Source organism: Mesorhizobium sp. M0106 (assembly GCF_040322715.1).
Taxonomy (GTDB): Bacteria; Pseudomonadota; Alphaproteobacteria; order Rhizobiales; family Rhizobiaceae; genus Mesorhizobium.
The window spans coordinates 44,095-64,756 of record NZ_JAMYUA010000004.1; the positions used below are offsets into that span (position 1 = coordinate 44,095).

The 20,662-nt window shown below is 61.2% G+C and carries 20 protein-coding genes and 1 tRNA gene; 5 read left to right on the top strand and 16 right to left on the bottom strand.

Annotated elements, in window-relative coordinates:
- Positions 1–2: 2 nt before the first annotated feature.
- The 7 genes from lepB to rpoZ form a co-directional block, all read right to left on the bottom strand.
- Positions 3–752, bottom strand: coding sequence for a signal peptidase I (gene lepB / locus NKJ55_RS05460; RefSeq protein ID WP_352449002.1), 750 nt, complete (start codon positions 750–752; stop codon positions 3–5).
- Between the two features lie 77 nt (positions 753–829).
- Positions 830–1,243: a holo-ACP synthase gene (acpS, locus tag NKJ55_RS05465; protein WP_023719885.1), complete on the bottom strand. Its 414-nt coding sequence runs from the start codon at positions 1,241–1,243 to the stop codon at positions 830–832.
- Entirely contained in the window at positions 1,240–1,821 is a 582-nt protein-coding gene (locus tag NKJ55_RS05470) for a DUF2062 domain-containing protein (RefSeq protein ID WP_023677769.1), read from the bottom strand. Before NKJ55_RS05470 ends, acpS begins: the two co-directional genes overlap by 4 nt.
- Before the next feature lie 231 nt (positions 1,822–2,052).
- A complete protein-coding gene (locus tag NKJ55_RS05475) occupies positions 2,053–2,433 on the bottom strand; it encodes a VOC family protein (RefSeq protein ID WP_352449003.1) in 381 nt (126 codons plus the stop codon).
- 13 nt (positions 2,434–2,446) lie between these two features.
- Entirely contained in the window at positions 2,447–3,025 is a 579-nt protein-coding gene (gene pyrE, locus NKJ55_RS05480) for an orotate phosphoribosyltransferase (RefSeq protein ID WP_352449004.1), read from the bottom strand.
- 93 nt (positions 3,026–3,118) lie between these two features.
- Entirely contained in the window at positions 3,119–5,347 is a 2,229-nt protein-coding gene (locus NKJ55_RS05485; RefSeq protein WP_023677772.1) for a RelA/SpoT family protein, read from the bottom strand.
- A 111-nt stretch (positions 5,348–5,458) separates the two neighbouring features.
- On the bottom strand, positions 5,459–5,860 hold the full coding sequence (gene rpoZ / locus NKJ55_RS05490; protein ID WP_023677773.1) for a DNA-directed RNA polymerase subunit omega: 402 nt from the start codon (positions 5,858–5,860) through the stop codon (positions 5,459–5,461).
- Between the two features lie 278 nt (positions 5,861–6,138).
- Here rpoZ and NKJ55_RS05495 point away from each other — a divergent pair, with 278 nt between their 5' ends.
- Together NKJ55_RS05495 and NKJ55_RS05500 are read left to right on the top strand one after the other, a co-directional pair.
- Positions 6,139–6,720 carry a LabA-like NYN domain-containing protein gene (locus NKJ55_RS05495; RefSeq protein ID WP_352449005.1) on the top strand — a complete coding sequence of 194 codons (582 nt, stop codon included), beginning with the start codon at positions 6,139–6,141 and terminating at the stop codon, positions 6,718–6,720.
- Complete coding sequence (locus NKJ55_RS05500; protein WP_352449006.1) at positions 6,717–7,394, top strand: uracil-DNA glycosylase; 678 nt, start codon at positions 6,717–6,719, stop codon at positions 7,392–7,394. The genes NKJ55_RS05495 and NKJ55_RS05500 overlap by 4 nt, the downstream gene beginning before the upstream one ends.
- Before the next feature lie 30 nt (positions 7,395–7,424).
- Here the strand turns inward: NKJ55_RS05500 and NKJ55_RS05505 are convergent, their stop codons facing one another.
- The 4 genes from NKJ55_RS05505 to dapA form a co-directional block, all read right to left on the bottom strand.
- Complete coding sequence (locus tag NKJ55_RS05505) at positions 7,425–7,946, bottom strand: hypothetical protein (RefSeq protein ID WP_352449007.1); 522 nt, start codon at positions 7,944–7,946, stop codon at positions 7,425–7,427.
- A gap of 107 nt (positions 7,947–8,053) precedes the next feature.
- Positions 8,054–8,782, bottom strand: a complete 729-nt coding sequence (locus NKJ55_RS05510; protein ID WP_352449008.1) for a GH25 family lysozyme — start codon at positions 8,780–8,782, stop codon at positions 8,054–8,056.
- 106 nt (positions 8,783–8,888) lie between these two features.
- Positions 8,889–9,368, bottom strand: coding sequence for an SsrA-binding protein SmpB (gene smpB / locus NKJ55_RS05515; protein ID WP_023768487.1), 480 nt, complete (start codon positions 9,366–9,368; stop codon positions 8,889–8,891).
- A 25-nt stretch (positions 9,369–9,393) separates the two neighbouring features.
- Positions 9,394–10,275 carry a 4-hydroxy-tetrahydrodipicolinate synthase gene (gene dapA / locus NKJ55_RS05520; RefSeq protein WP_352449009.1) on the bottom strand — a complete coding sequence of 294 codons (882 nt, stop codon included), beginning with the start codon at positions 10,273–10,275 and terminating at the stop codon, positions 9,394–9,396.
- 327 nt (positions 10,276–10,602) lie between these two features.
- On the opposite strand from dapA, the gene NKJ55_RS05525 reads away from it, so the two are divergent.
- Complete coding sequence (locus tag NKJ55_RS05525; protein WP_352449214.1) at positions 10,603–12,642, top strand: lytic transglycosylase domain-containing protein; 2,040 nt, start codon at positions 10,603–10,605, stop codon at positions 12,640–12,642.
- A gap of 231 nt (positions 12,643–12,873) precedes the next feature.
- Positions 12,874–13,767, top strand: a complete 894-nt coding sequence (locus tag NKJ55_RS05530; protein ID WP_352449010.1) for an alpha/beta fold hydrolase — start codon at positions 12,874–12,876, stop codon at positions 13,765–13,767.
- 306 nt (positions 13,768–14,073) lie between these two features.
- Here NKJ55_RS05530 and NKJ55_RS05535 read toward each other — a convergent pair whose 3' ends face one another.
- From NKJ55_RS05535 to NKJ55_RS05550, 4 genes are all read right to left on the bottom strand, one after another.
- Positions 14,074–15,132 (bottom strand): tyrosine-type recombinase/integrase, encoded by a 1,059-nt coding sequence (locus tag NKJ55_RS05535; protein WP_502904463.1) that lies wholly within the window; start codon positions 15,130–15,132, stop codon positions 14,074–14,076.
- A gap of 237 nt (positions 15,133–15,369) precedes the next feature.
- On the bottom strand, positions 15,370–16,566 hold the full coding sequence (locus tag NKJ55_RS05540) for a porin (protein WP_352449011.1): 1,197 nt from the start codon (positions 16,564–16,566) through the stop codon (positions 15,370–15,372).
- Between the two features lie 124 nt (positions 16,567–16,690).
- Positions 16,691–16,816 carry a hypothetical protein gene (locus NKJ55_RS05545; RefSeq protein WP_352449012.1) on the bottom strand — a complete coding sequence of 42 codons (126 nt, stop codon included), beginning with the start codon at positions 16,814–16,816 and terminating at the stop codon, positions 16,691–16,693.
- Positions 16,817–17,003: 187 nt separating this feature from the next.
- Positions 17,004–17,094, bottom strand: a tRNA-Ser gene (locus NKJ55_RS05550).
- A 449-nt stretch (positions 17,095–17,543) separates the two neighbouring features.
- Between NKJ55_RS05550 and NKJ55_RS05555 the strand changes: the two genes are divergently transcribed.
- Positions 17,544–18,695, top strand: coding sequence for a porin (locus tag NKJ55_RS05555; protein WP_352449013.1), 1,152 nt, complete (start codon positions 17,544–17,546; stop codon positions 18,693–18,695).
- 263 nt (positions 18,696–18,958) lie between these two features.
- Here NKJ55_RS05555 and NKJ55_RS05560 read toward each other — a convergent pair whose 3' ends face one another.
- Complete coding sequence (locus tag NKJ55_RS05560; RefSeq protein WP_352449014.1) at positions 18,959–20,611, bottom strand: tetratricopeptide repeat-containing sulfotransferase family protein; 1,653 nt, start codon at positions 20,609–20,611, stop codon at positions 18,959–18,961.
- Positions 20,612–20,662: the final 51 nt, after the last annotated feature.

A 20,662-nucleotide genomic window follows, 5' to 3' on the forward strand; every position in this document is an offset into this window, starting at 1 on the left:
CCCTAATTGACGAAATGGAACAGGCGCGAGGCGCGCATCAGTGACGGCCATTTCCAGATTTCGAGCGGGCTGGCGCTGCCGCCGATCGAGAAGAAAATGAGGTTGGCGCGGCCGACCAAATTCTCGTCCGGCACGAAGCCGACGGTGAAGCGGCTGTCCGACGAGTTGTCGCGATTGTCGCCCATCATGAAATAGTGACCGGGCGGCACCTTGAACTCTTTGGTATTGTCGCCGATCGAAGCCTGCGTCAGGTCGAGCGTGTCGTAGCTGACGCCGTTCGGCAGCGTCTCGCGATAGACATCGACCGGCCCGTTCTCCTCGGTGATGTCGTGGTTGTCGATCTGCCCGACCTTGACGCGCGGCACACCCACATCGTTGATGAAGAGCTGGCCATCCTTGACCTGGATCTTGTCGCCCGGCAGGCCGACGACGCGCTTGATATAATCGACAGAAGGATCCGGCGGAAACTTGAACACCACCACGTCGCCGCGCTTCGGCTCTGAGCCCCAGATGCGGCCCGAAAAGATGTTCGGCCCGAACGGCAGTGAATAGCGGGAGAAGCCGTAGGACCACTTGGTGACGAAGAGATAGTCGCCTTCGAGCAAAGTCGGCCGCATCGACCCGGACGGGATCGAGAACGGCTGGAACAGGAGCGTGCGGATGACCAGCGCAAGCAGCAGGGCCTGGACTATGACGCTGACGGTTTCGCCAAGTCCGCCGGATTTCTTCTGGGTTTTTTCAGCCACGCTCATGTCGTCCTCGATTGTGCGTTGGATGGTATAGAGTCTCGGCGCGCGCTGGGCAACGTCATGCCGGTGGTCAGATGCAATCAATGTGGCGCTTCTTCGACCGGCAACGCTTCAATGATCACAAAGGCTTGAGCGAGCGGAAAATCATCGGTGATGGTGAGGTGGATCACCGCGCGGTGCCCTTCAGGCAGAATTTCGTCCAGCCGCGCTGCCGCCCCATTGGTCAGCGCCATGGTCGGCTTGCCGCTGGCCAGGTTGACGACCCCCATGTCGCGCCAGAACACACCCTGCGCCAGACCGGTACCCAGTGCCTTGGCGCAGGCTTCCTTGGCAGCGAAACGCTTGGCGTAGGAGGCCGCACGCGCCGCGCGGTTTTCGGAGCGCGCCTGTTCGATCTCGGTGTAGATGCGCTGGATGAAGCGCTGGCCATGGCGTTCCAGCGACTTCTCGATGCGTCTGATGTCGATGAGGTCGCTGCCTATACCGATAATCATTCGGCAGGAACTTCCGGCCCGGTTTTTCCAGCCTTTGCCGCTCTTTCGGCCAGCCGCTTGCGGCGCTGCTCGTGGAAAGTGACCATGCCCCAGCGGGTGATGCCGTAAAACAGCAGGCCGAAAACCAGGCCGAGCGGTATTGCGCCGATCGTCATCGGCTTCAGCACCGGTCCCCACAATTGCGCAAAGGAAAGATTATGCAGCATGTCGCCGAGATGCGCGGGCGGGCCATGCGCCGGCAGGTGTTCATGCAGGATCAGCTTGCCGACCTCCCAGGAGGCGGCCCATAGCAGCGGAAAGGTCAGGGGGTTGCCGAAGACCGTGCCGAGTGCTGCCGCGACCAGATTGCCGGCGATCAGCCAGCACAGGATGGCAGCAATGATGAAGTGAAAGCCAAGCGGGAAAAACGACGCAAATACGCCCGCCGCAACACCTGCGGCCACGGCATGCGGCGTGGCCCTAAGCCGCAGGATGCGCTTGGAAAAATACCGCAGCGAGCGCGAGAACGAGCGGCGCGGCCACAAATAAGTGCGCACCCGCTCGAAAAAACCATCAGGCTTGCGCCGTCGAAAAAGCACTCTGTTCCTGTTCCTAGTTCCGTCAATAGCTTCACGCCGGCTTCTCCAGCCGGGCGCGACAGCCCCATGCTGCGCTCTGCGGTCGCCGAAAAGCAACTACGACTTTGATATAGCGATGCGCTGGCCGAAGAACAACGAGGCCGACGGCATCCGCTCGGTGGCCGCTCGCGCCGGCCCTGGGTGTCGCCGTTCTGAACAGGGCATGATCGCGGCGAATTTAAGGAGCGTCACTTAGGATCGATATTCGCTGACCTCGACGAGGTTGCCGTCCGGATCGCGGAAATAGACCGACATCATCGCGCCCCGAGCGCCGACACGCTCGACCGGGCCGACCTCTATCACCACACCATTGGCGGCGAGGTTGGCACATATCTCGGCGAGCGGCCGGGCAGCAATCAAGCAGAAATCTCCGGAGCCCGGCGTCGGCGCCTTGGCCTTCGGCTCGAAGGTACGCCCGACCTGATGCACATTGATCTTCTGCGTTCCAAACAGCAGCGCCGTTGGTCGGTCCGGCTCGTCGAGGCGCTTGAAGCCAAGCACGCGCTGATAGAAGGCGCAGGTATCTTCCACCGAACGAACTGTCAGCACGAAATGATCGATGCCGGCAATCACGGCAGCGCCTCAGTCATATATTGCGGCTGCCCGGCTTGATCGCCGGTATGGCGGCGAGCTCGGGCGGCAGCATGTCGGCAGGATAGGCCGGAACTTCATATTCGGCGAGCGCGATCAGCGGCACGCCGACATCGGTCTTGCCGGCCGAGCGGTCGATGATGCATGCGGCGGCAACGACTTCGGCGCCAAGGCCGCGCAGGCAGTCGATGGTCTCGCGGATCGACAGGCCGGTGGTGACGATGTCCTCGACAATAACAACGCGCGATCCCTTGGCGATCTCGAAACGGCGCAGCCTGAATTCGCCCCCTTCCCGCTCGACCCAGATCGCCGGCGCACCAAGATGGCGCGAGGTCTCATAGGCCGGGATCAGCCCGCCGATCGCCGGGCCGACGACGTAGTCGATCCTGCCGGGCACGCCAGTGCGGATCTTTTCGGCGAGCGCCTTGCACAAGCGCTCGGTCTTGTCGGCATGCATGAAAACGCGCGCCTTCTGCAGGAAGACCGGGCTGCGCAGGCCCGACGTCAGGATGAAATGCCCTTCGAGAACGGCGCCGGCCTCGCGGAAAATGCCTAGCACTTCATCGGTGTTCATCGTTCACTCCATGTCCATGGTGAATGGTGAATGGTAGTGAGAGCACCCTCTTCACTATTCACTATTCACTATTCACTATTCACTATTCACTATTCACCCATTCACGCGCCTTGCATCGCTGACGCTCGAATTGTCCTTTAGCTGCGACAGCAGCCGGTTCAAGTGCTTGAGGTCCCACACTTCAAGATCGATGAGCATTTCGGTGAAATCGGGCGCGGTGCGCACCATCGACAGAGTGTGGATGTTGGCGTCGTTGGATGCGACGACCTGTGCAATGTCGGCCAGCGAACCCGGCGCGTTGATGGCGGTGACCGAGACGCGCGCCGGGAACCGCTCCTTGGTGCGCTCGTCAATATCCCAGCGCACGTCGATCCAGCGCTCGGGCTGGTCGTCAAAGGCCTGCAGCGCCGGCGACTGGATCGGATAGATGGTGATACCGGTTCCCGGCTGCACGATGCCGACGATGCGATCGCCTGGCACTGCCCCTTCCGGCGCGAAGCGCACCGGCAGATCGCCGCGCACACCGCGGATCGGCACCGCGTCGTCGCGCGGCTGGTTCTTGTCCTTGCGTGCGGCGCGGCCCGGAATCTGGAACAGCATGCCGGCGGCGTTGCGGATCTTCGACCAGCCCTCCTCGCGCTGCTTGGGCGCGACCAGCGTGACACGCTCGTCCTTGTAGTCGGGAAACACCGCCTTCATGACATCGGTGGAGGCAAGTTCGCCTCGGCCGACCGCGGCCAGTACATCCTCGATGTCCTTGCGCGCCAGCCGGTGCAGCACCGGCTTCAGGCTTTCTTTGGTGAAGGTCTTGCCAGAGCGTTCGAAGGCGCGCTCCAGAATGCGGATACCGAGACCCGAATATTGCTTGCGAATGGCGTTCTTGGTGGCGCGGCGGATGGCCGAGCGTGCCTTGCCGGTAACGACCACCGATTCCCACGCCGCCGGCGGGACCTGCGCCTTCGAGCGGATGATCTCGACCTCGTCGCCGTTCTTCAGCTCCGTCATCAGCGGCATGATGCGGCCATTGACCTTGGCGCCGACGCAAGTGTCGCCGACGTCGGTGTGGACGGCATAGGCAAAGTCGATCGGCGTGGCGCCGCGCGGCAGCGCGATCAGCATGCCCTTCGGCGTGAAGCAGAATACCTGGTCCTGAAACAGTTCCAGCTTGGTGTTTTCGAGGAAGTCCTCGGGATTGTCGCCTTCGGCAAGCTGCTCGATGGTGCGCCGCAGCCAGGCATAGGCATTGGTTTCCTTCGAGATCGCATGGGCGGCACCATTCATCTTGCCACCGGTATCCTTATAGATCGAATGAGCCGCGACGCCGTATTCGGCGATCTTGTTCATTTGATAGGTGCGGATCTGCAATTCGACGCGCTGGCGCGACGGGCCGACGATGGTGGTGTGGATCGAGCGGTAGTCGTTCTGCTTCGGCGTCGAGATATAATCTTTGAAGCGGCCGGGCACCATCGACCAGGTGGTGTGGATGGCGCCGAGCGCGCGGTAACAGTCCTCGACCGTCTCGACAACGACGCGGAAGCCGAAAATGTCGGACAGCTGCTCGAACGACAGTGCCTTGGCCTCCATCTTGCGGAATACCGACCACGGCTTCTTCTGCCGGCTCTTGACCTCGGCCTTGATCGAATATTTGTCGAACAGCGTGGAGAGCGCCTTCTCGATCTCCGACAGCACGCCCTTGTTGCGCTCGAAGATTTCGGCCAGCCGTGCGGTGACGGCGCGGTAGGCTTCCGGATTGATGAAGCGGAAGGCAATCTCCTCCAGCTCCTCGCGCATGCCTTGCATGCCCATGCGGCCGGCCAGCGGCGCGTAGATGTCCATCGTCTCTTCGGCGATGCGCAGGCGCTTGGCTTCCGGCACATGGTCGAGCGTGCGCATATTGTGCAGGCGGTCGGCGAGCTTGACCAGAAGCACGCGCACGTCTTCCGAGATCGCCAGCAACAGCTTGCGCAGGTTCTCCGCCTGCTCGGCCTTCTTCGAGACGAGGTCGAGCTTCTTCAGCTTGGTCAGGCCCTCGACCAGCTTGCCCATTTCCGGGCCGAACAATTCGTCGATCTCGGCCCTGGTCGCCGTGGTGTCCTCGATCGTGTCGTGCAGCAAGGCAACGGCGATCGTCGCCTCGTCCATGTGCATTTCGGTGAGGATGGCGGCGACTTCGAGCGGATGCGAGAAATACGGGTCGCCGGAGGCGCGTTTCTGGTGGCCATGCTTCTGCATGGCGTAAACATAGGCCTTGTTGAGCAGCGCCTCGTTGACGTCAGGCTTGTAGCGCTGCACGCGCTCGACAAGCTCATACTGACGCATCATGGGCGGGATCTCGCAATGCTGAAATGAATCATGCGCCGCACTGGCGTACGGCGCATGTCATAGATAGCCACGAAACTGCCGACGCGAAAGTGTCGGCAGTTGTCGGTAAGATCAATAATCGTCGCTTTTTTCCGGCGGCACCAGGCCTTCGATGCCGGCCAACAGGTCTTCTTCGGTCATGCGATCGAAGGTGACGTTGTCCTCGGCGTCGTCGGCATCGGTGGCTGCAACGGCGCTGCCGGTCTGGTCGGCAATCGCCTCGCCATCGGCTTCCGGCTCATCGACCTCGACATGCTTCTGCAGCGAATGGATGAGATCTTCCTTGAGGTCGTCCGGCGACAGCGTCTCTTCGGCGATTTCGCGGAGCGCAACGACCGGGTTCTTGTCGTTGTCGCGCGGTACGGTGATCTGCGCGCCCTGGCTGATCTGACGGGCGCGGTGGCCGGCCAAGAGCACCAGCTCGAAGCGGTTGTCGACCTTGTCGATGCAATCTTCAACGGTTACGCGGGCCATGAGTTGCCCCTTTCATGCCTGGATTTGATGGAAAACAGGCGCGGTCCATAACCCGAACGCCGCCAAAATACAAGCTTTTATGGCGGTGCGCAGCTCTGACGCGGGCCGCCTGCGACGACACAGCGCCGATCACAATTGCTTGCGGTGCGGCATGGTGCCTTGGATTGCCGTAAAACTGGCGTTATCTCGAACGATGAAGGCGAACAGGTCTATTATCAGACCGGCCGATAGTCGCCACCCATTTAGACGACCGCTTATTTCGAAAAAGGACATTTTCCATGTTCGATCCTCGTGAAAAAATCGCTCTCTTTATCGACGGTGCCAATCTCTACGCCACCTCGCGCGCGCTGGGCTTTGACATCGATTACCGCAAACTTCTGGCGAGCTTCCAGAAACGCGGCTATCTGCTGCGCGCTTATTACTATACCGCGCTGGTCGAGGATCAGGAATACTCCTCGATACGGCCGCTGATCGACTGGCTCGACTATAACGGCTTCAAGGTGGTGACCAAGCCGGCCAAGGAATTCACCGACTCGACCGGCCGGCGCAAGATTAAGGGCAATATGGATATCGAGCTGACCGTCGATGCGCTCGAGCTTGCCGATGTCGTCGACCATTATGTCATCTTTTCGGGCGACGGCGATTTCCGCACGCTGGTCGAGGCGCTGCAGCGGCGCGGGCGCAAGGTGTCGATCGTCTCGACCATGGCTTCGCAGCCGCCGATGATCTCCGACGATCTGCGCCGCCAGGCCGACCATTTCATTGACCTGATGACACTCAAGAACGAAGTCGGCCGCGATCCGTCGGAGCGGCCGGTGCGCCGGCCCGAACCGGCCGAGGCCGACGAGGAAGACTATTGACGATCGTCGCCTTGACCGCGCCGCCGGCCGTCTCTCCCGAGCCCGATCGCGACTGCCCGCTCTGTCCGCGGCTGCATGATTTCAGAGCCGAATGGCGGCAGCGTGAGCCGTCCTGGTTCAACGCGCCGGTGCCGACCTTTTTGCCGCCGGAAGGCGAGGATGCGGTGCGGTTGCTGATCGTCGGGCTGGCGCCGGGCCTGCGCGGCGCGAACCGGACGGGACGCCCCTTCACCGGCGATTTTGCCGGCGACCTGCTCTACAACACGCTGATCGCGCACGGCTTTGCGCGCGGCGAATTCAAAGCGCGACCAGATGACGGGCTGGAGCTTGTCGGTACGGCGATCACCAATGCGGTGCGCTGCGTGCCGCCGGAGAACAAGCCGGTTGGCGCCGAGATAGCGACTTGCCGGACGTTCCTGGTGCCGACGATCGCACGGTTTTCAAATCTGCGCGCGGTGCTGGCGCTGGGCTCGATCGCGCACCAGTCGACCGTGCGGGCGCTCGGCCAACGCGTTGCCGCCTATCCGTTCCGGCATGGTGGGCAGCAGCAGGCCAATGGCATCGCGCTGTTTTCCAGCTACCATTGCTCGCGCTACAACACCAATACCGGCGTGTTGACGGAAGCGATGTTCGTCAACGTCTTCAGTCAGATAGAAGCTTTTCTGAAGACATAGAGTCGGACGACGCCCGCCAGGGCACGAGCCCTAGATTCGGGCGATCGCGAACAACCAGGCGAGGAGATCCAGCAACCACAGAAACAGTGCAAGCTGCAGCGCGACGCGCAGGCGTTGGATGATCCGCCAATTGCTGGCCATGTCGGATTTGATGCGCAGCGCAAGCGCTCGGTGCATCCCGTCCAGGGTTGCGGGAGGGTGCTGATCGACGAAGTCCTGGAGCAGCTTCTCTGGATCGAAACGGAACGTATAGTTATAATACGGCCACACCATAATCGCGACCAGCAGCCCGATAAGAAAAAGCAATGTCAGCGCCAGCCAGTCCCAAGGCCCTACGCCATCCAGGAGCGCCCTGCCTCCAAGGAGAGAACTCGCGAACGCGGTTGCAAAAATCAGATTTCCAGCGCGCGTATTGAGACTTTCAACCACGCCCTGCTGGTGCTGGAGGCCACGCACCGCCTCCGCATAGACAAATGCCAGGCGGGGGTCGCCGCCGTCCATCGCAGCAGGCGGGGCGTTGCTGTCATTGGTTGATGAAGGTCGCTCCGGCATCAAATGTACTTAGCACGGCGCCGCCTGCGATATGAATAGCCACATGGGGAACGCTTCGTCGCTCTGTCTTCGTGCCATCGAGGGTGTTTTGGTGGACAGGAATAGCATCAATCCGATGCTGTCGCTTCAGGCGCTGCGGCAAACAATGCGGCCAGCGTCGCAGGTCCGCCCTGGAGAACATTCAGGTCGACGTCGCCGCTGATGCCGTCGACGCGGCCCCGGTTGTGATACTGCCAGTAGATCCAGTTGTCATGGCCCGGCCGCAGCGCCAGCGAACGCAGCCAGCGCGGGCGGCTGGCTAGCTGCCCGGCATAGGCTTGCGCCGCCTCGTCGGTCACATAGAGGATCGCCGTCTTGCCGAACGCCGCCTCGACCGGGCCGAGGAAGGCGGAAAGCTCGGCGTTCAGCTGTTCGGGAGTTGGCCGCTGCGGGCAATTGCCGCCGAACTCGATGTCTACCACCGGCGGCAGCAAAGGCTGATCGTGCGGCACCACCGAGATGAAGTTGCGTGCCTGATCCGCACCCGGTCTGCAGAAGGTGAAGAAATGATAGGCACCGACGGCAAGACCGGCGGCGCGGGCCGCGCGCAAATTGGCGGCGAAGGCATCGTCGACATGATCGCCGCCTTCCGTCGCCTTGATCACGGCGAAGGCGACATCGTCGGCGGCAACACGCCGCCAGTCGATCTGCCGCTGATGATGGGAGACGTCGATGCCCCTGACCGGATATTTGCCGCGGTCCGGAGAAAACGTCTGGAAGTAGGTATAGCCGCCGGCCAGAACGAGGCCCGCCACGAGCAGACCGGCCGCGCCCCATAAGACGATCCGGTTTTTCAAACGAGACCTATCCCTTTTGGTCCGCCCTGCCCGCCGCTATGGCTCCGGGCGTTCGTCGCTCGAAAAGCCAAATCGCTGGCTTTTCCTCCGCTTCGCGGACCGCTCCTCACCCTCGCTCCTTCAGCAGCCGGCCCTTCTCGCGCGACCAGTCGCGCTGCTTTTCGGTCTCGCGCTTGTCGTGCAGCTTCTTGCCTCGGCCAACGGCGAGCAGCAGCTTGGCACGGCCTTGGTCGTTGAAGTAGATCTTCAGCGGCACCAGCGTCATGCCTTCGCGGTCGACGCTTTGCGCCAGCTTGGCCATCTCGCGCTTGTTGAGCAGCAGTTTGCGGCGGCGGCGCGGCTCATGGTTGAAGCGGTTGGCCTGCAGATACTCCGGCAAATAGGAGTTGATCAGCCAGATCTCGCCGCCCTCGACCGAGGCGTAGCTGTCCTGGATGTTGGCCTGGCCCTGGCGCAGCGATTTCACTTCCGTACCGGTCAGCACCAGGCCGGCCTCGATCGTGTCGAGCACCTCATAGGAAAACCGCGCCTTGCGGTTTTCCGCAACGGTCTTGTTGTTGGGATCGGCTTTTCTGACTTGATTCATGATGCGGAGAGGTGGCGCCTCATCCCTAGTTTATCAAGCCGGCGTGCTTCATCGCCGCGTCGATCTTCTCGGCGGTCGACGGCTCGACCGTCATTAGCGGCGAGCGCAGCACGTTCTCGACCTTGCCCAGCTTCGACAGCGCATATTTCGCGCCGGAAACGCCGGGCTCCATGAAAATCGCCTTGTGCAGCGGCAACAGACGGTCCTGCAGGTCGAGCGCCTTGGCGCAGTCGCCGGAAAGCGTTGCCTCCTGGAATTCAGCGCAAAGCCTGGGTGCGACATTTGCCGTCACCGAAATACAGCCGACGCCGCCATGCGCGTTGAAGCCGAGCGCCGAGGCGTCTTCGCCGGAGAGCTGGATGAAATCCTTGCCGCAGGTGGCGCGCTGCTCCGAAACCCGCTCGACCTTGCCGGTGGCATCCTTGACGCCGACGATGTTCTTGAAGTCGTGCACCAATTGCCCCATCGTCTCCGGGCTCATGTCGACCACCGAGCGCGGTGGAATGTTGTAGATGATGATCGGCAGGCTGGTCGCCTTGGCGACGGCGGCGAAATGCGCATAGAGGCCGCGCTGCGTCGGTCTGTTGTAATAAGGCGTGACGACAAGGGCCGCGTCGGCGCCCGCCTTCTCGGCATACTGGACCAGGCCGACCGCCTCGTCGGTGTTGTTGGAGCCGGCGCCGGCGACGACCGGAACCCGGCCCTTGGCGACCTCGATGCAAACCTTGACGACTTGGCGGTGCTCGTCATGCGACAGCGTCGGCGACTCGCCGGTGGTGCCGACCGGGACCACGCCCGTCGTGCCTTCGGCGATCTGCCAGGCGATGAACGCGCGAAAGGCTTTCTCGTCGAAACGGCCGCTCTTTTCGAACGGTGTGACGAGCGCGGTCAGCGAGCCTCTTAGCATGTCGTCCAACTCCTTGGGACTAGCGCATGACCCCGAAAATCGCAGTCGATTTCGGAAAGGATCATGCGCCAAATTTAAATTGCTACAGCGTCCTTTGCGCGTCTGAGAAGACGCGCGGCGCTGTAGGTGTTTGTCGTGCGCGCCTTCTAGCCGAAAGCGAAGCGGCGCACCATAGTCTCGACATTGTTGCGCGGCAAGCATTGCGCCAGCAATTGCAATTCGAACGACCTCGATAAGGTTTTCTTTACGGGCCCTTCATCACAGACGAATAGACTGCAGTTCATCTGTGCCCGTGGTAGCATCGAAGAATAGGAAATGACCAAATCCATGCCGACCAGGCGGCTTCATCTTTTCGCGCTTCTCGGCGCGATCGTTGTGCTGATCCCCGGCGCGGCGATCGGCGGCAGCGTCGATGGGCAGGTCACGTCGGCGATCCCGATGACGGAGCCGCAGAACGATGCACTGCAGCAGTCCCCTTCGCCATCCGCCAGCGTCGCGGCGCTGAAGAGCGGTCTCGATGCGCTGGCGGCAAACGACATTCAGCGCGCGCGCCAAGTGCGCGAAACGCTGCCGGCCAAATCGCTCGATCGGCACATCCTTGCCTGGGCGATTGCGCTCTATGGCGGCGACCAGGTGCCGAGCGGCGAAATCGCCGATGCCGCGAAGATGCTGCCGAACTGGCCGGGCACGATCGCCTTGCGCAAGAACAGCGAGCGCGCGCTCTATCGCGAGAACCCCGCGCCACAGGTCGTGGTGCGGGCGTTCGACGGCAGCCAGCCGCTGACCTTCGAGGGCGTGGTGATCCTTGCCCGCTCCTATGTAGCGCTGGGCGATACGAAGGCGGCGCGCTCGGTGCTGTCGCCATTCTGGCGCACCGAAAAGCTCGAAGCCACGGACGAGGCGGCGGTCATCCGCGAGTTCGGCGCGCTGATCCCGGCCGCCGACCATCGCTTCCGCATGGAGCGCATGTTCTATGCCGATCGGGTCGCTTCGGCGCTGCGCGTCGCCGGTCTCGCCGGCGCCCAGCAATTGGCCGATGCCTGGGCGGCAGTCACCAAAGGCGACAAGAACGCGGCCAAGCTGCTGAAGGCGGTGCCGGCAGCGCAGCGGGCGGCCGGCTATCTCTTTGCCGAAGCCGAATATCTGCGCAAGCAACAGAAATTTTCAGATGCCGCCGCGCTGGTGCTGAAGGCGCCGGGCGACCGCGACGCTCTGCTCGATCCGGACGCCTGGTGGGTCGAACGCCGGGTGCTGTCGCGCGAGCTGGTCGACCAGGGCGACATGAAGACCGCCTACAGAATAGTCGCCGCGCATGCCGCCGAAAGTCCCGCCAATGCTGCCGAGGCGGAATTCCATGCGGGCTGGTACGCGCTGCGCGGCCTCAACGACCCGAGCACCGCCGCCAAGCATTTTGCGCAAATCGCGGAGCTCGCCCAAGGGCCGATGTCGCTGTCGCGCGCCTATTACTGGCTCGGCCGTGCCGCCGAAGTCGGCGGGCCCGGCAGTGCCAAGGATTATTTCAGCCGCGCCGCCAGCTACGGCACGACCTTTTACGGCCAGCTCGCCGGCGAGCGCGTCGGCCGGCAGATCCTCAACATCGTCTACCCGCAGCCAAGTGCCGCCGACCGCCGGAATTTTGCCACCCGCGAGGCGGTCAGCGCCATCAAGCGGCTGCAGGAAGCCGGCTATGACCGCTATGCCGAGACGCTCTACCGCGACCTTGCCGGGCAGCTGAACAGCCCCGGCGAAGTTGCGCTGCTTGCGGCGCTGGCGGAAAGACAAGGCAACCATTTCATGGCGCTGAAGGTCGGCAAGATCGCCGGCGCACGTGGCATCGATGTCGGCGCGCTGTTGCATCCGCTCGGCGTCATTCCCGACACCGCCAACATTTCCGGCTCGGGCAAGGCGCTGGCCTATGCGATTGCCCGCCAGGAAAGCGAGTTCAACATCGGCGCCGTCTCCAGCGCCGGCGCGCGCGGGCTGCTGCAACTGATGCCGGGCACGGCCAAGCAATTGGCGAAGAAGGCCGGCATGACTTTCTCGCAGGCGCGGCTGACCACTGATGCCGGCTACAATGCGACGCTGGGCGCCGCCTTTCTCGGCGAGCAGCTCGGCCGCTTCGACGGCTCCTACGTGCTGACCTTCGCCGGCTATAATGCCGGCCCCACCCGCGCCGCCCAGTGGGTGGCGAAATACGGCGACCCGCGCGGCAAGGACGTCGATGCAGTCGTCGACTGGATCGAGCGGATTCCCTATACGGAAACAAGAAGTTACGTTCAGCGCGTGATGGAGAATTACGAGGTCTACAAGATGCGTATCTCCGGCAAGTACGATATTGTCGGAGATCTGGTGAACGGCCGGGGTTAGCCTTTCCTTCTCTCCTTGTGGGAGAAGGTGGCGGAGCGAAGCTCGGTCGGATGAGGGGTGCTCCAGCTTGGTTCCGACAGCGCTCCGTCCAACACCCCCAACCGTCTCGGCGCTAACGCGCCGATCCACCTTTTCCCACAAGGAGAGAAGGAAGAGCCCCCGATTTGACCGCCCCTGCCCTCGCCTGTAGCAGTCGCAAACGATCTGGCAGCAGCACGGAATCGAGTGTACATGCCAAACGACGAAGGCTTCTCCGATTTCTTCTACGCCGCGCCGGACGGGCTGTCCCTGCACGCCCGCATCTACGGCGAAGCGAATTCCGGCCACTGGCCAGTCGTTTGCCTGCCCGGCCTGACCCGCAATTGCCGTGACTTTCACGAATTGGCGCTTTATCTGTCGACGCAGGCGAAGCGCAGGGTTGTCGCCTTCGATTATCGCGGGCGCGGGCAGTCCGCCTACGATGCCGATATCGCCCATTACAATAACGGCAGCGAGGCGGGCGATATCCTTGCCGGGCTGGCGGCGCTGAACATCGAGAAGGCAGCCTTCATTGGGACGTCGCGCGGCGGACTGATCATCCATGTGCTCGGGGCGATGCGGCCGGCCGTGCTGAAGGCCATCGTCTTCAACGACATCGGCCCGGTGATCGAGGCGCAAGGTCTCGCCCATATCCGCTCCTATCTCGACCTCGCGCCCAGGCCGAAGACGTACGCAGAGGTGGTCCGCGGCCTGCGCAGCACCCATGGCGCGGATTTTGCGGCGCTGACCGATGCGGATTGGGAGCGGATGGCATCAGCCCTCTACCGCGAGACCGAGGAGGGATTTCTGCCCGATTTCGATCCGAAACTGGTCGAGACGCTCGCGGGGCTCGATCCCAGCCGGCCGCTGCCCGATCTTTGGCCACAGTTCGACGCGCTGGCGGCCATCCCGATGCTCGTCATACGCGGCGCCAATTCGAAGCTGCTGTCCGCCGAAACGCTCGAGCAGATGCGGACGCGCCATACCGATATCGAGACGATCACCGCCGACGGCCAGGGCCATGCACCGTTTTTGGAGTCCGGGATCCTGCCGGGCAGGATCGCTGGTTTTTTCGATCGGGCGGAGCGGCGGGGTGGCAGGAAGTAAAGCTCGACCGAGCGAAGTAATTCACGCGCAGGTTTTGCGTCGGTCAAAGCATTCCGACGGCCGTTGACAGTTCCGTTGGAATTAGCGGTGAAATACTTTTTATCGATGTCGGCGCTGCCCCTCATCCGCCTGCCGGCACCTTCTCCCCGTATAGCGACGGGGAGAAGGGAGGTGTCTGCAACGCTGGGGATTAGCGACTCTTTCGCAAGGACGCCTTTCTCCCCGTCGCTATACGGGGAGAAATGCCCGGCAGGGCAATGAGGGGCAGCGCAACCCTGAGCGGGCTGATGTCTCACGTCAGATCCGTCAGGACTTGGCGTTTCTCTTTGCGGGCTTTGGGGCCTTGCTTCCGGCCGGCTCGCTTTTTGGCTCTCGCCTCGCCGGAGGTGGAGAAGACAAAGCGCTTGCACCGCCTCTGTCCGCGCCACTGCACCGCGGCGTTTCCAGCACGGTGACGCAGCCATCGAGATCGTTGGTGGCCAGATGGGCGTAGCGCATGGTCATCGACAGCGTCTGGTGACCGAGCCACATCTGCACACGCCTGATGTCGATGCCGCCCTGGACGAGACGCGAGGCGCAAGTATGGCGCAATATATGCGGCACGACCTGATCGTCGGCGCCAAGCCCGACTTCGGCCTTGGCATCGTTCCAGATGGCGCGAAACTGCGCCTGGCTGAGCTTGGTGAACGGGCCTTTGGGCCGGCGGCCCTCGGTGGCCGGCAGCTTGATCACCTCTTTTACCCGCTCGGTCATCGGAATGGTGCGGCTGCGGCCGGATTTGGTGATCCAGAAACTGACGCGGTGCTCCTGGATATCGTTCCAGATCAAACCCAGCGCTTCGCCGAGGCGGCAACCGGTGTCGACGAGAAAGACGGAAAGCCGATAAGCGTCCTCGCTGCGGCTCTTGATGGCAGCGAACAGCCGGGCCTCCTCGTCCCTTTCGAGGAAACGAATCCGTCCCGCCCGCTCCTTCTGGCGGCGGAACTCGGGCAGGCTGTGGATATCTCCCATCTTGTGAGCCTTGCGCAGCAGTTTGCTGAGGGCAGCCATCTTCCGATTGATGGTTGCGTTGCTGTTGCCGCGCTGGCGCAAGGTGCCGATAAGATTGTCGAGGGTGCTTTGGTCAAAGGCGCTGAAACGCTCCCCAAGGAGGATCTCGTCTATTTCGCCGATGAAGGAGCTGACATTGTATTTATGCCGCCCGTCATCCCAAAGTATGTCCCGGTATGCTGAAAAAAGTTCTCCGATCCTGTGCGACTTTACTTCTCGTATCTTGTTGTAACTGTATTTTATTTTTCCAGTTTGAGAAGAAAACATCGAAAAATGATCAGAGGTTCCTCCCTCTTGAATCGCATCGTTCGTCATTATTCGCCACACCCCCGAGTGGATAGGCCTAGACCTACCTGCTTGGCGGTGCCCTTTCAAGAGTTTTAAGCGTTGTGGCCGATTTCATCCACCAGTGGCGGATCCCAACGACATCGTTCCACAACCCTGTTCAGCTACCGAACCCCCTTTCCTTCTGTTTGCGACCAGTCGCGAAAACAAAAACAGCCCGGGCGTTAAGGCGCCCGGGCTGGATTTCACTTGCCTTAAGTCCAGCCCTTAGAACGAGCGCTGGAAGCGGAGGAAGCCGCCAACGGCGTTTTTCTTGTCGCCCGGGATGCCGGTCCAGTTGTATTCATAACCGGGCAGCGAGTCGCTATCGATGTGGTGGCTGTTATGAGCCCAGTCCACTTCGGCCGTGATCGTCATGCCGGGAACGATATCGTAGGCGATATTGGCCGCGACGCCAGCTTCCTTGGCTTCGTCATACGACGCCTGCAGGTTGAACGAGGTCTTCTCGTTGATGGTGTAGGTGCCACCACCCCAGACTGCCCAGTTACCGCCCCACTGCTTGTAGAAGTTGCGCGGGAGATTGTCGTCAGAGCCGTAGCCGGCCATCAGGAACAGCGACAGGTTCTGCATCGGCGTCACGTCGAGGCGAACCTTTCCGGCCCATTCTTCCAGGCTGCTGTCATAGGCAACAACACCGCTGATGGAACCCCAGCCCTGCGTGTACTTCACGCCGCCAACGAGATACGGAACATAGCTGTCGACCGAGTCGTGACCGAGAGTGATGGCAGTATTGGCGCTGTTAAGGATAAAGCCTTCACCGGTTTCCAACGACGCCACGGCCGAGAAGCCGTTGCCGGCATCGAAGTAGTACTGGACGACATTGGTGTCGAAGCCGCCGTAGGGAACGATCGTATCCTGGATGACGTTGCCGGCGTAGCCGGTGAACGTGTTGAAGGCTGTTTCGTCCTTACCGACGCGAAGACCACCGAGCTGGATCCAGGCGAAATTCAGCGAAACGCCTCTGCTACCAAACCTGGAAAAGTGCTCGTCGAACCCAGGCACGTCTTGATAACCGGTTCCCCAGTTGAAGCGGGTCTCGGTGTAGGTCTTCAAGGTGCCCATCTCGGTTTCCTGGCCGGTGTAGGTCCTCAACGTGAAGCGAGCCTGCTTGTAATAGCCGTCGTTGACGTTGTCTTCACCATCCAAGGCATCCGACAGGTCCTGGTACCTGGCGCCGTCGAACGAGCCAGCCTGGCCCACGGAGATGTCATAGCGGACATAGCCGCCGATGCGCAGGCAGATTTCGGTGCCGGGGATGTAGTAGTAGCCAGCGCCGTAGACGTCGCAGATCTTGACGTATTCAGCGGGTTCCGGCTCGGCGACGACGACGGCGTCGGCGGCGCGCGCACCGGAAACTGCGATCAGTGCCGCAGCGGAGCCGAGAAGAAGGCTCTTGATGTTCATTTTCTGACCTCCAGTCAGAATCGGGACGGTGGCCGGCGAAAAGCAGCTCGTTGGGTCCGTTTTTATTTATATTTCAAATAGATAGTCCTAAGGCCGTCAGTGAGGCCCTGTCGGCCAAAAACGTTTACTCGCAAAGGCCTTGGCCCGAACCGGTCTTGAAATATCGCTCGAGTTGCCGCGCGTTGGCCTCGGTTTCAACCCCGATGTAGGCCTTCAAGATTACAGGCAGATAAGCCTTAGTCGAAGTCACATAGCCTGATCGGTGCGAATCAAAACGGCGTCGAAGATCGTTGGTCGATCCGACATCGCCGTTACGGAGTTGCAGAAATTAGACGTACCACATGGTCCCCCTACGCTACTTCGTAGCTTCGGGCGACACCCTACGCCCAAAATGCGGTTTCGGGTGGCCTGCCACCCAAAGCCCGCAGGGCGTAGGGTGGCGGAGAGGATGGGATTCGAACCCACGAGAAGCTTTTGACCTCTACTCCCTTAGCAGGGGAGCGCCTTCGACCACTCGGCCACCTCTCCGTTGCGCCGGTGGATAAAGAAAAGCGCCGGCACAATCAACAAGCTGACGCTATTATCCTTGAAAAATCGACCCTTCGCCAAAGCGCCGCGCGGCGATATGGCGATTCTGCGGCAATTCCCCGGTTCGCGACTCGGGCCATGGTCACATTTCGGGCCGACCATCGCCGGAATCCGCCGTTTGCAACGGCTTGCGAAGGGCTGTTGGTTAACGGGAGCTTTCGGAGTGAGGCCAAATCGTGTCATTTGTGCAACAACGCTGGGGTATAGCGCCAACACAAACCTTTTGCCGGTACGATCGTGGTTGAACGCCGCCGTCTCATGGGTAATGTCGGGTTTGAAGGAGCGGCGCGGTGCGCATCTTTTTCGGTAGTGGGGATGGGGCAGGGAACGCTGTCCTTCAGCAAAGAATACCCAGACCCGTTTTTTAACTTTTGACTGGAGGTCAGAAAATGAACATCAAGAGCCTTCTTCTCGGCTCCGCTGCGGCACTGATCGCAGTTTCCGGTGCGCGCGCCGCCGACGCCGTCGTTGTCGCCGAGCCGGAACCCGCTGAATACGTCAAGATTTGCGACGTCTACGGCGCTGGCTACTTCTACATCCCCGGCACCGAAACCTGCCTGCGCATCGGCGGTTATGTCCGCTATGACATCGGCATCGGTGACGTCGGCTCATTCGACGGTGCAAAGACCACCGATCAGCAGGACGGCGACTCGCAGGATACCTACTACAAGCACGCCCGCTTCACGCTGAAGACCTGGACCGGCCAGGAAACCGAGCTCGGCACCCTGAAGACCTACACCGAGACCCGCTTCAACTGGGGTAACCACAACGATTACCTTGATGACAACTTTAACGGCGGTACGAGCGTTTCGCTGAACTTTGCCTGGGTCCAGCTTGGTGGTCTGCGCGTCGGCAAGGACGAATCGGCCTTTGATACCTTCATCGGCTACGCCGGCAACGTCATTCAGGATACGCTGGTCCCCTACGGCGGCTTCGACACCAACGTCGTCCAGTATTACTTCGATGCCGGAAACGGCTTCTCGGCCGTGGCATCGTTGGAAACCGGTTCGGGCAGTGCCGCTGCGGATCCTGGCATTTTCCAAGACAGCAACAGCGGCAATGATTCCATCGACAGCTATGTCCCGTATGTCGTCGGCGGTATCAAATACACGCAGGGCTGGGGCTCGATCACCGGTGTCGCCGCCTATGACAGCACCTGGGAGGAGTGGGCCGGCAAGGTTCGCGTCGACGTTACGCCGATACAGAACCTGACACTGTTCCTCATGGCCGGTTACGGTTCGGACGACAACATCGACCGCAACTTCTACAAGCAATGGGGCGGCAACTGGGCAGTCTGGGGTGGTGGCACTTACACCATAAACGAGAAGACCTCGTTCAACCTCCAGGCGTCGGCTGACGATGACAAAAACTACGGCGTCGCCGCGAACATTGCCTACGATATCGTTCCCGGTCTCACGATCACTGCCGAAGTCGATTGGGCCCGCGACGGCCAGTTTGACAAAGCCTACGATCGCAACTGGACCAATGCCGACGACAAGGACAGCGTCGGCGGCATGCTCCGCTTCCAGCGCTCATTCTAACAGTCCGAGCTAGATTGAGATTGAACCCGGCGGGCAACCGCCGGGTTTTTCGTATCGGCGCGACGCAGCTGTCAACTCTCGATGCATAATGCAGGCTGCTGCTGAGCAGCCGATCGCAGGGCTGGTCGAATGCAATGCTCGCTCCGCACGCTTGTTCGTGCAAAAGAAAAACTTGGGCCGATCTGAAGAGCTGGCCTACCGGATCAATGTATCTCGACAGCAAGTCACGATCGACCTCGGCCGATCGGGCGCATCCTACTTGTTCAAATTTCAGCCAGATCGCCCAAGGCGTCAATCAGCGGCTGAATTGCGCTCTCATACTTTTTCCAGCGTTTGACGGATGAACTATAGATCGGCTGCCGGACCTGCCAGCGGCTGGGGGTATTGACCGATCCGCTCCTCTCGAAAAAGCGCAGGCAGGAATCGTCCCAAAGCAAGCCGAGATGATCGATGAGACGGCGCGATTGCGTCTCCTGATCCGCAACCAGCGTCTCATAGCGGCTTTCGAAAATACGTCCGGGAAAGACCTTGTCCCAGTGCCGCATCAAGCGATCATATTCGCGGTAGTACAACCCGAGTGTCTCAAGGTCGGCGTTGTAGCCGTGGTCCTTGGTGAAATGCAAGACGAAGCAGGAGACGCAATTGTCGATGGCATCGCGCCGGCAATGAATGATGCGTGCGTTGGGAAAGAGAATTCCAATGACGCCGATAAACTCGAAGTTGTGCGGCATCTTGTCGACGATGCGGGGCGCGGCAGGCGCGTGCTGGCGCAGATAAGACAGGTATTCTTCGGCCAGCGCCCTCGACTGATCCCTCGTCATCGACATAATCGAATTGCGCAGGTCTTCATCCGACAGTGTTCTAAAGCCCATCGAGTTCGCGATTCGCCGCAGCTTCGTAAGCTCCCCGGCGCCATGGACATCCGGATGGCTCGCGCAGATCTGCTCCGTCAGCGTCGTCCCCGACCGGGGCATGCCCAGCACAAACACAGGCACTTCAGACGGACTGCCGTGGCCAGCCTTGGCTTCCAATAGTGATGGGCTGAATATCTCGATCATGGAATCGACGCTTCGGCGGTAGTACTCCAGGTCGAAATCGTGACCAGCGGCCTTTTTCGCCCTCTTGAAGTGGTCTATCGCCTCTTCATAGCGCTGAAGATCGTTCAGCACTTTGCCTGCCGCGTGGTGGAGCTGCGATGCAGCAACGGGTTCGAGCCTGGGATTGGAGAGTTCGCGCAGGATAGAGTCGAGCTCGGCAGGTTTTTCGGTGAACTTTTGCGTGTCGACCAGGTAATTGTAGGCTGCCCCAACATCGACGCGACGTTCTATTGCCTGATCGAGATAGGCTCTGGCTTCGTCCATGCGGCCGAGGCTGGTGAGCGCACCAGCCAGACCAATCCGGACCATGGGATGGTCGCCGTTGATCTTTAGCGCCTTCTCGTAAAGGGGCAAAGCCATCTCGGCCTTGTCGAAGTTGACGTAGGCACGCGCCAGTCCGCAAAGCGCTTCCACCAGATCGGGTTTCAATTCGCAGGCGCGCTGCAGGTGCCTGATCGCAAGCAAGCTGTCGCCAAGCTTCAGACCGGCCTCTCCCAGGCTAAGGTGGAAATATGGATTCTGAGGCGTCTGGCTTACTGCCCGCGCAAAATATTTGAGAGCCAACTCGTCGTCGATACCGAGCCCCAACGTGCCGAGGATGTAGAGCGAAAGCGGGTGGTTGGGCGTGCGGGCGAGAACGCGATGGCATAATTCCTCCGCCTCCGGGAGCCGCTTGGCTTGCTGAAGTTCGAGCGCCTGTCGCAGCAGCATGTCGTCAGCTTGCGCGCGCGAGGGCGATTTCACTTTCGACGGCTGCACTTTCGGCGCCGAGCGGGACTTTATGTGTTTGGACCAAGCGGGCGGCAGTCGGTTGCTCATCATGTCTCGCTAGCAAAATGGTCCGGGAGAATCCAGCCTGGCCTGAAGGGC

Bases quoted from the DNA above. Each gene is read 5' to 3' on its own strand.
- lepB (WP_352449002.1), bottom strand. From the start codon at position 752: ATGAGCGTGGCTGAAAAAACCCAGAAGAAATCCGGCGGACTTGGCGAA.
- acpS (WP_023719885.1), bottom strand. From the start codon at position 1,243: ATGATTATCGGTATAGGCAGCGACCTCATCGACATCAGACGCATCGAG.
- pyrE (WP_352449004.1), bottom strand. From the start codon at position 3,025: ATGAACACCGATGAAGTGCTAGGCATTTTCCGCGAGGCCGGCGCCGTT.
- NKJ55_RS05485 (WP_023677772.1), bottom strand. From the start codon at position 5,347: ATGATGCGTCAGTATGAGCTTGTCGAGCGCGTGCAGCGCTACAAGCCT.
- rpoZ (WP_023677773.1), bottom strand. From the start codon at position 5,860: ATGGCCCGCGTAACCGTTGAAGATTGCATCGACAAGGTCGACAACCGC.
- NKJ55_RS05495 (WP_352449005.1), top strand. From the start codon at position 6,139: ATGTTCGATCCTCGTGAAAAAATCGCTCTCTTTATCGACGGTGCCAAT.
- NKJ55_RS05505 (WP_352449007.1), bottom strand. From the start codon at position 7,946: ATGCCGGAGCGACCTTCATCAACCAATGACAGCAACGCCCCGCCTGCT.
- smpB (WP_023768487.1), bottom strand. From the start codon at position 9,368: ATGAATCAAGTCAGAAAAGCCGATCCCAACAACAAGACCGTTGCGGAA.
- dapA (WP_352449009.1), bottom strand. From the start codon at position 10,275: ATGCTAAGAGGCTCGCTGACCGCGCTCGTCACACCGTTCGAAAAGAGC.
- NKJ55_RS05525 (WP_352449214.1), top strand. From the start codon at position 10,603: ATGCCGACCAGGCGGCTTCATCTTTTCGCGCTTCTCGGCGCGATCGTT.
- NKJ55_RS05530 (WP_352449010.1), top strand. From the start codon at position 12,874: ATGCCAAACGACGAAGGCTTCTCCGATTTCTTCTACGCCGCGCCGGAC.
- NKJ55_RS05535 (WP_502904463.1), bottom strand. From the start codon at position 15,132: ATGACGAACGATGCGATTCAAGAGGGAGGAACCTCTGATCATTTTTCG.
- NKJ55_RS05540 (WP_352449011.1), bottom strand. From the start codon at position 16,566: ATGAACATCAAGAGCCTTCTTCTCGGCTCCGCTGCGGCACTGATCGCA.
- NKJ55_RS05555 (WP_352449013.1), top strand. From the start codon at position 17,544: ATGAACATCAAGAGCCTTCTTCTCGGCTCCGCTGCGGCACTGATCGCA.
- NKJ55_RS05560 (WP_352449014.1), bottom strand. From the start codon at position 20,611: ATGAGCAACCGACTGCCGCCCGCTTGGTCCAAACACATAAAGTCCCGC.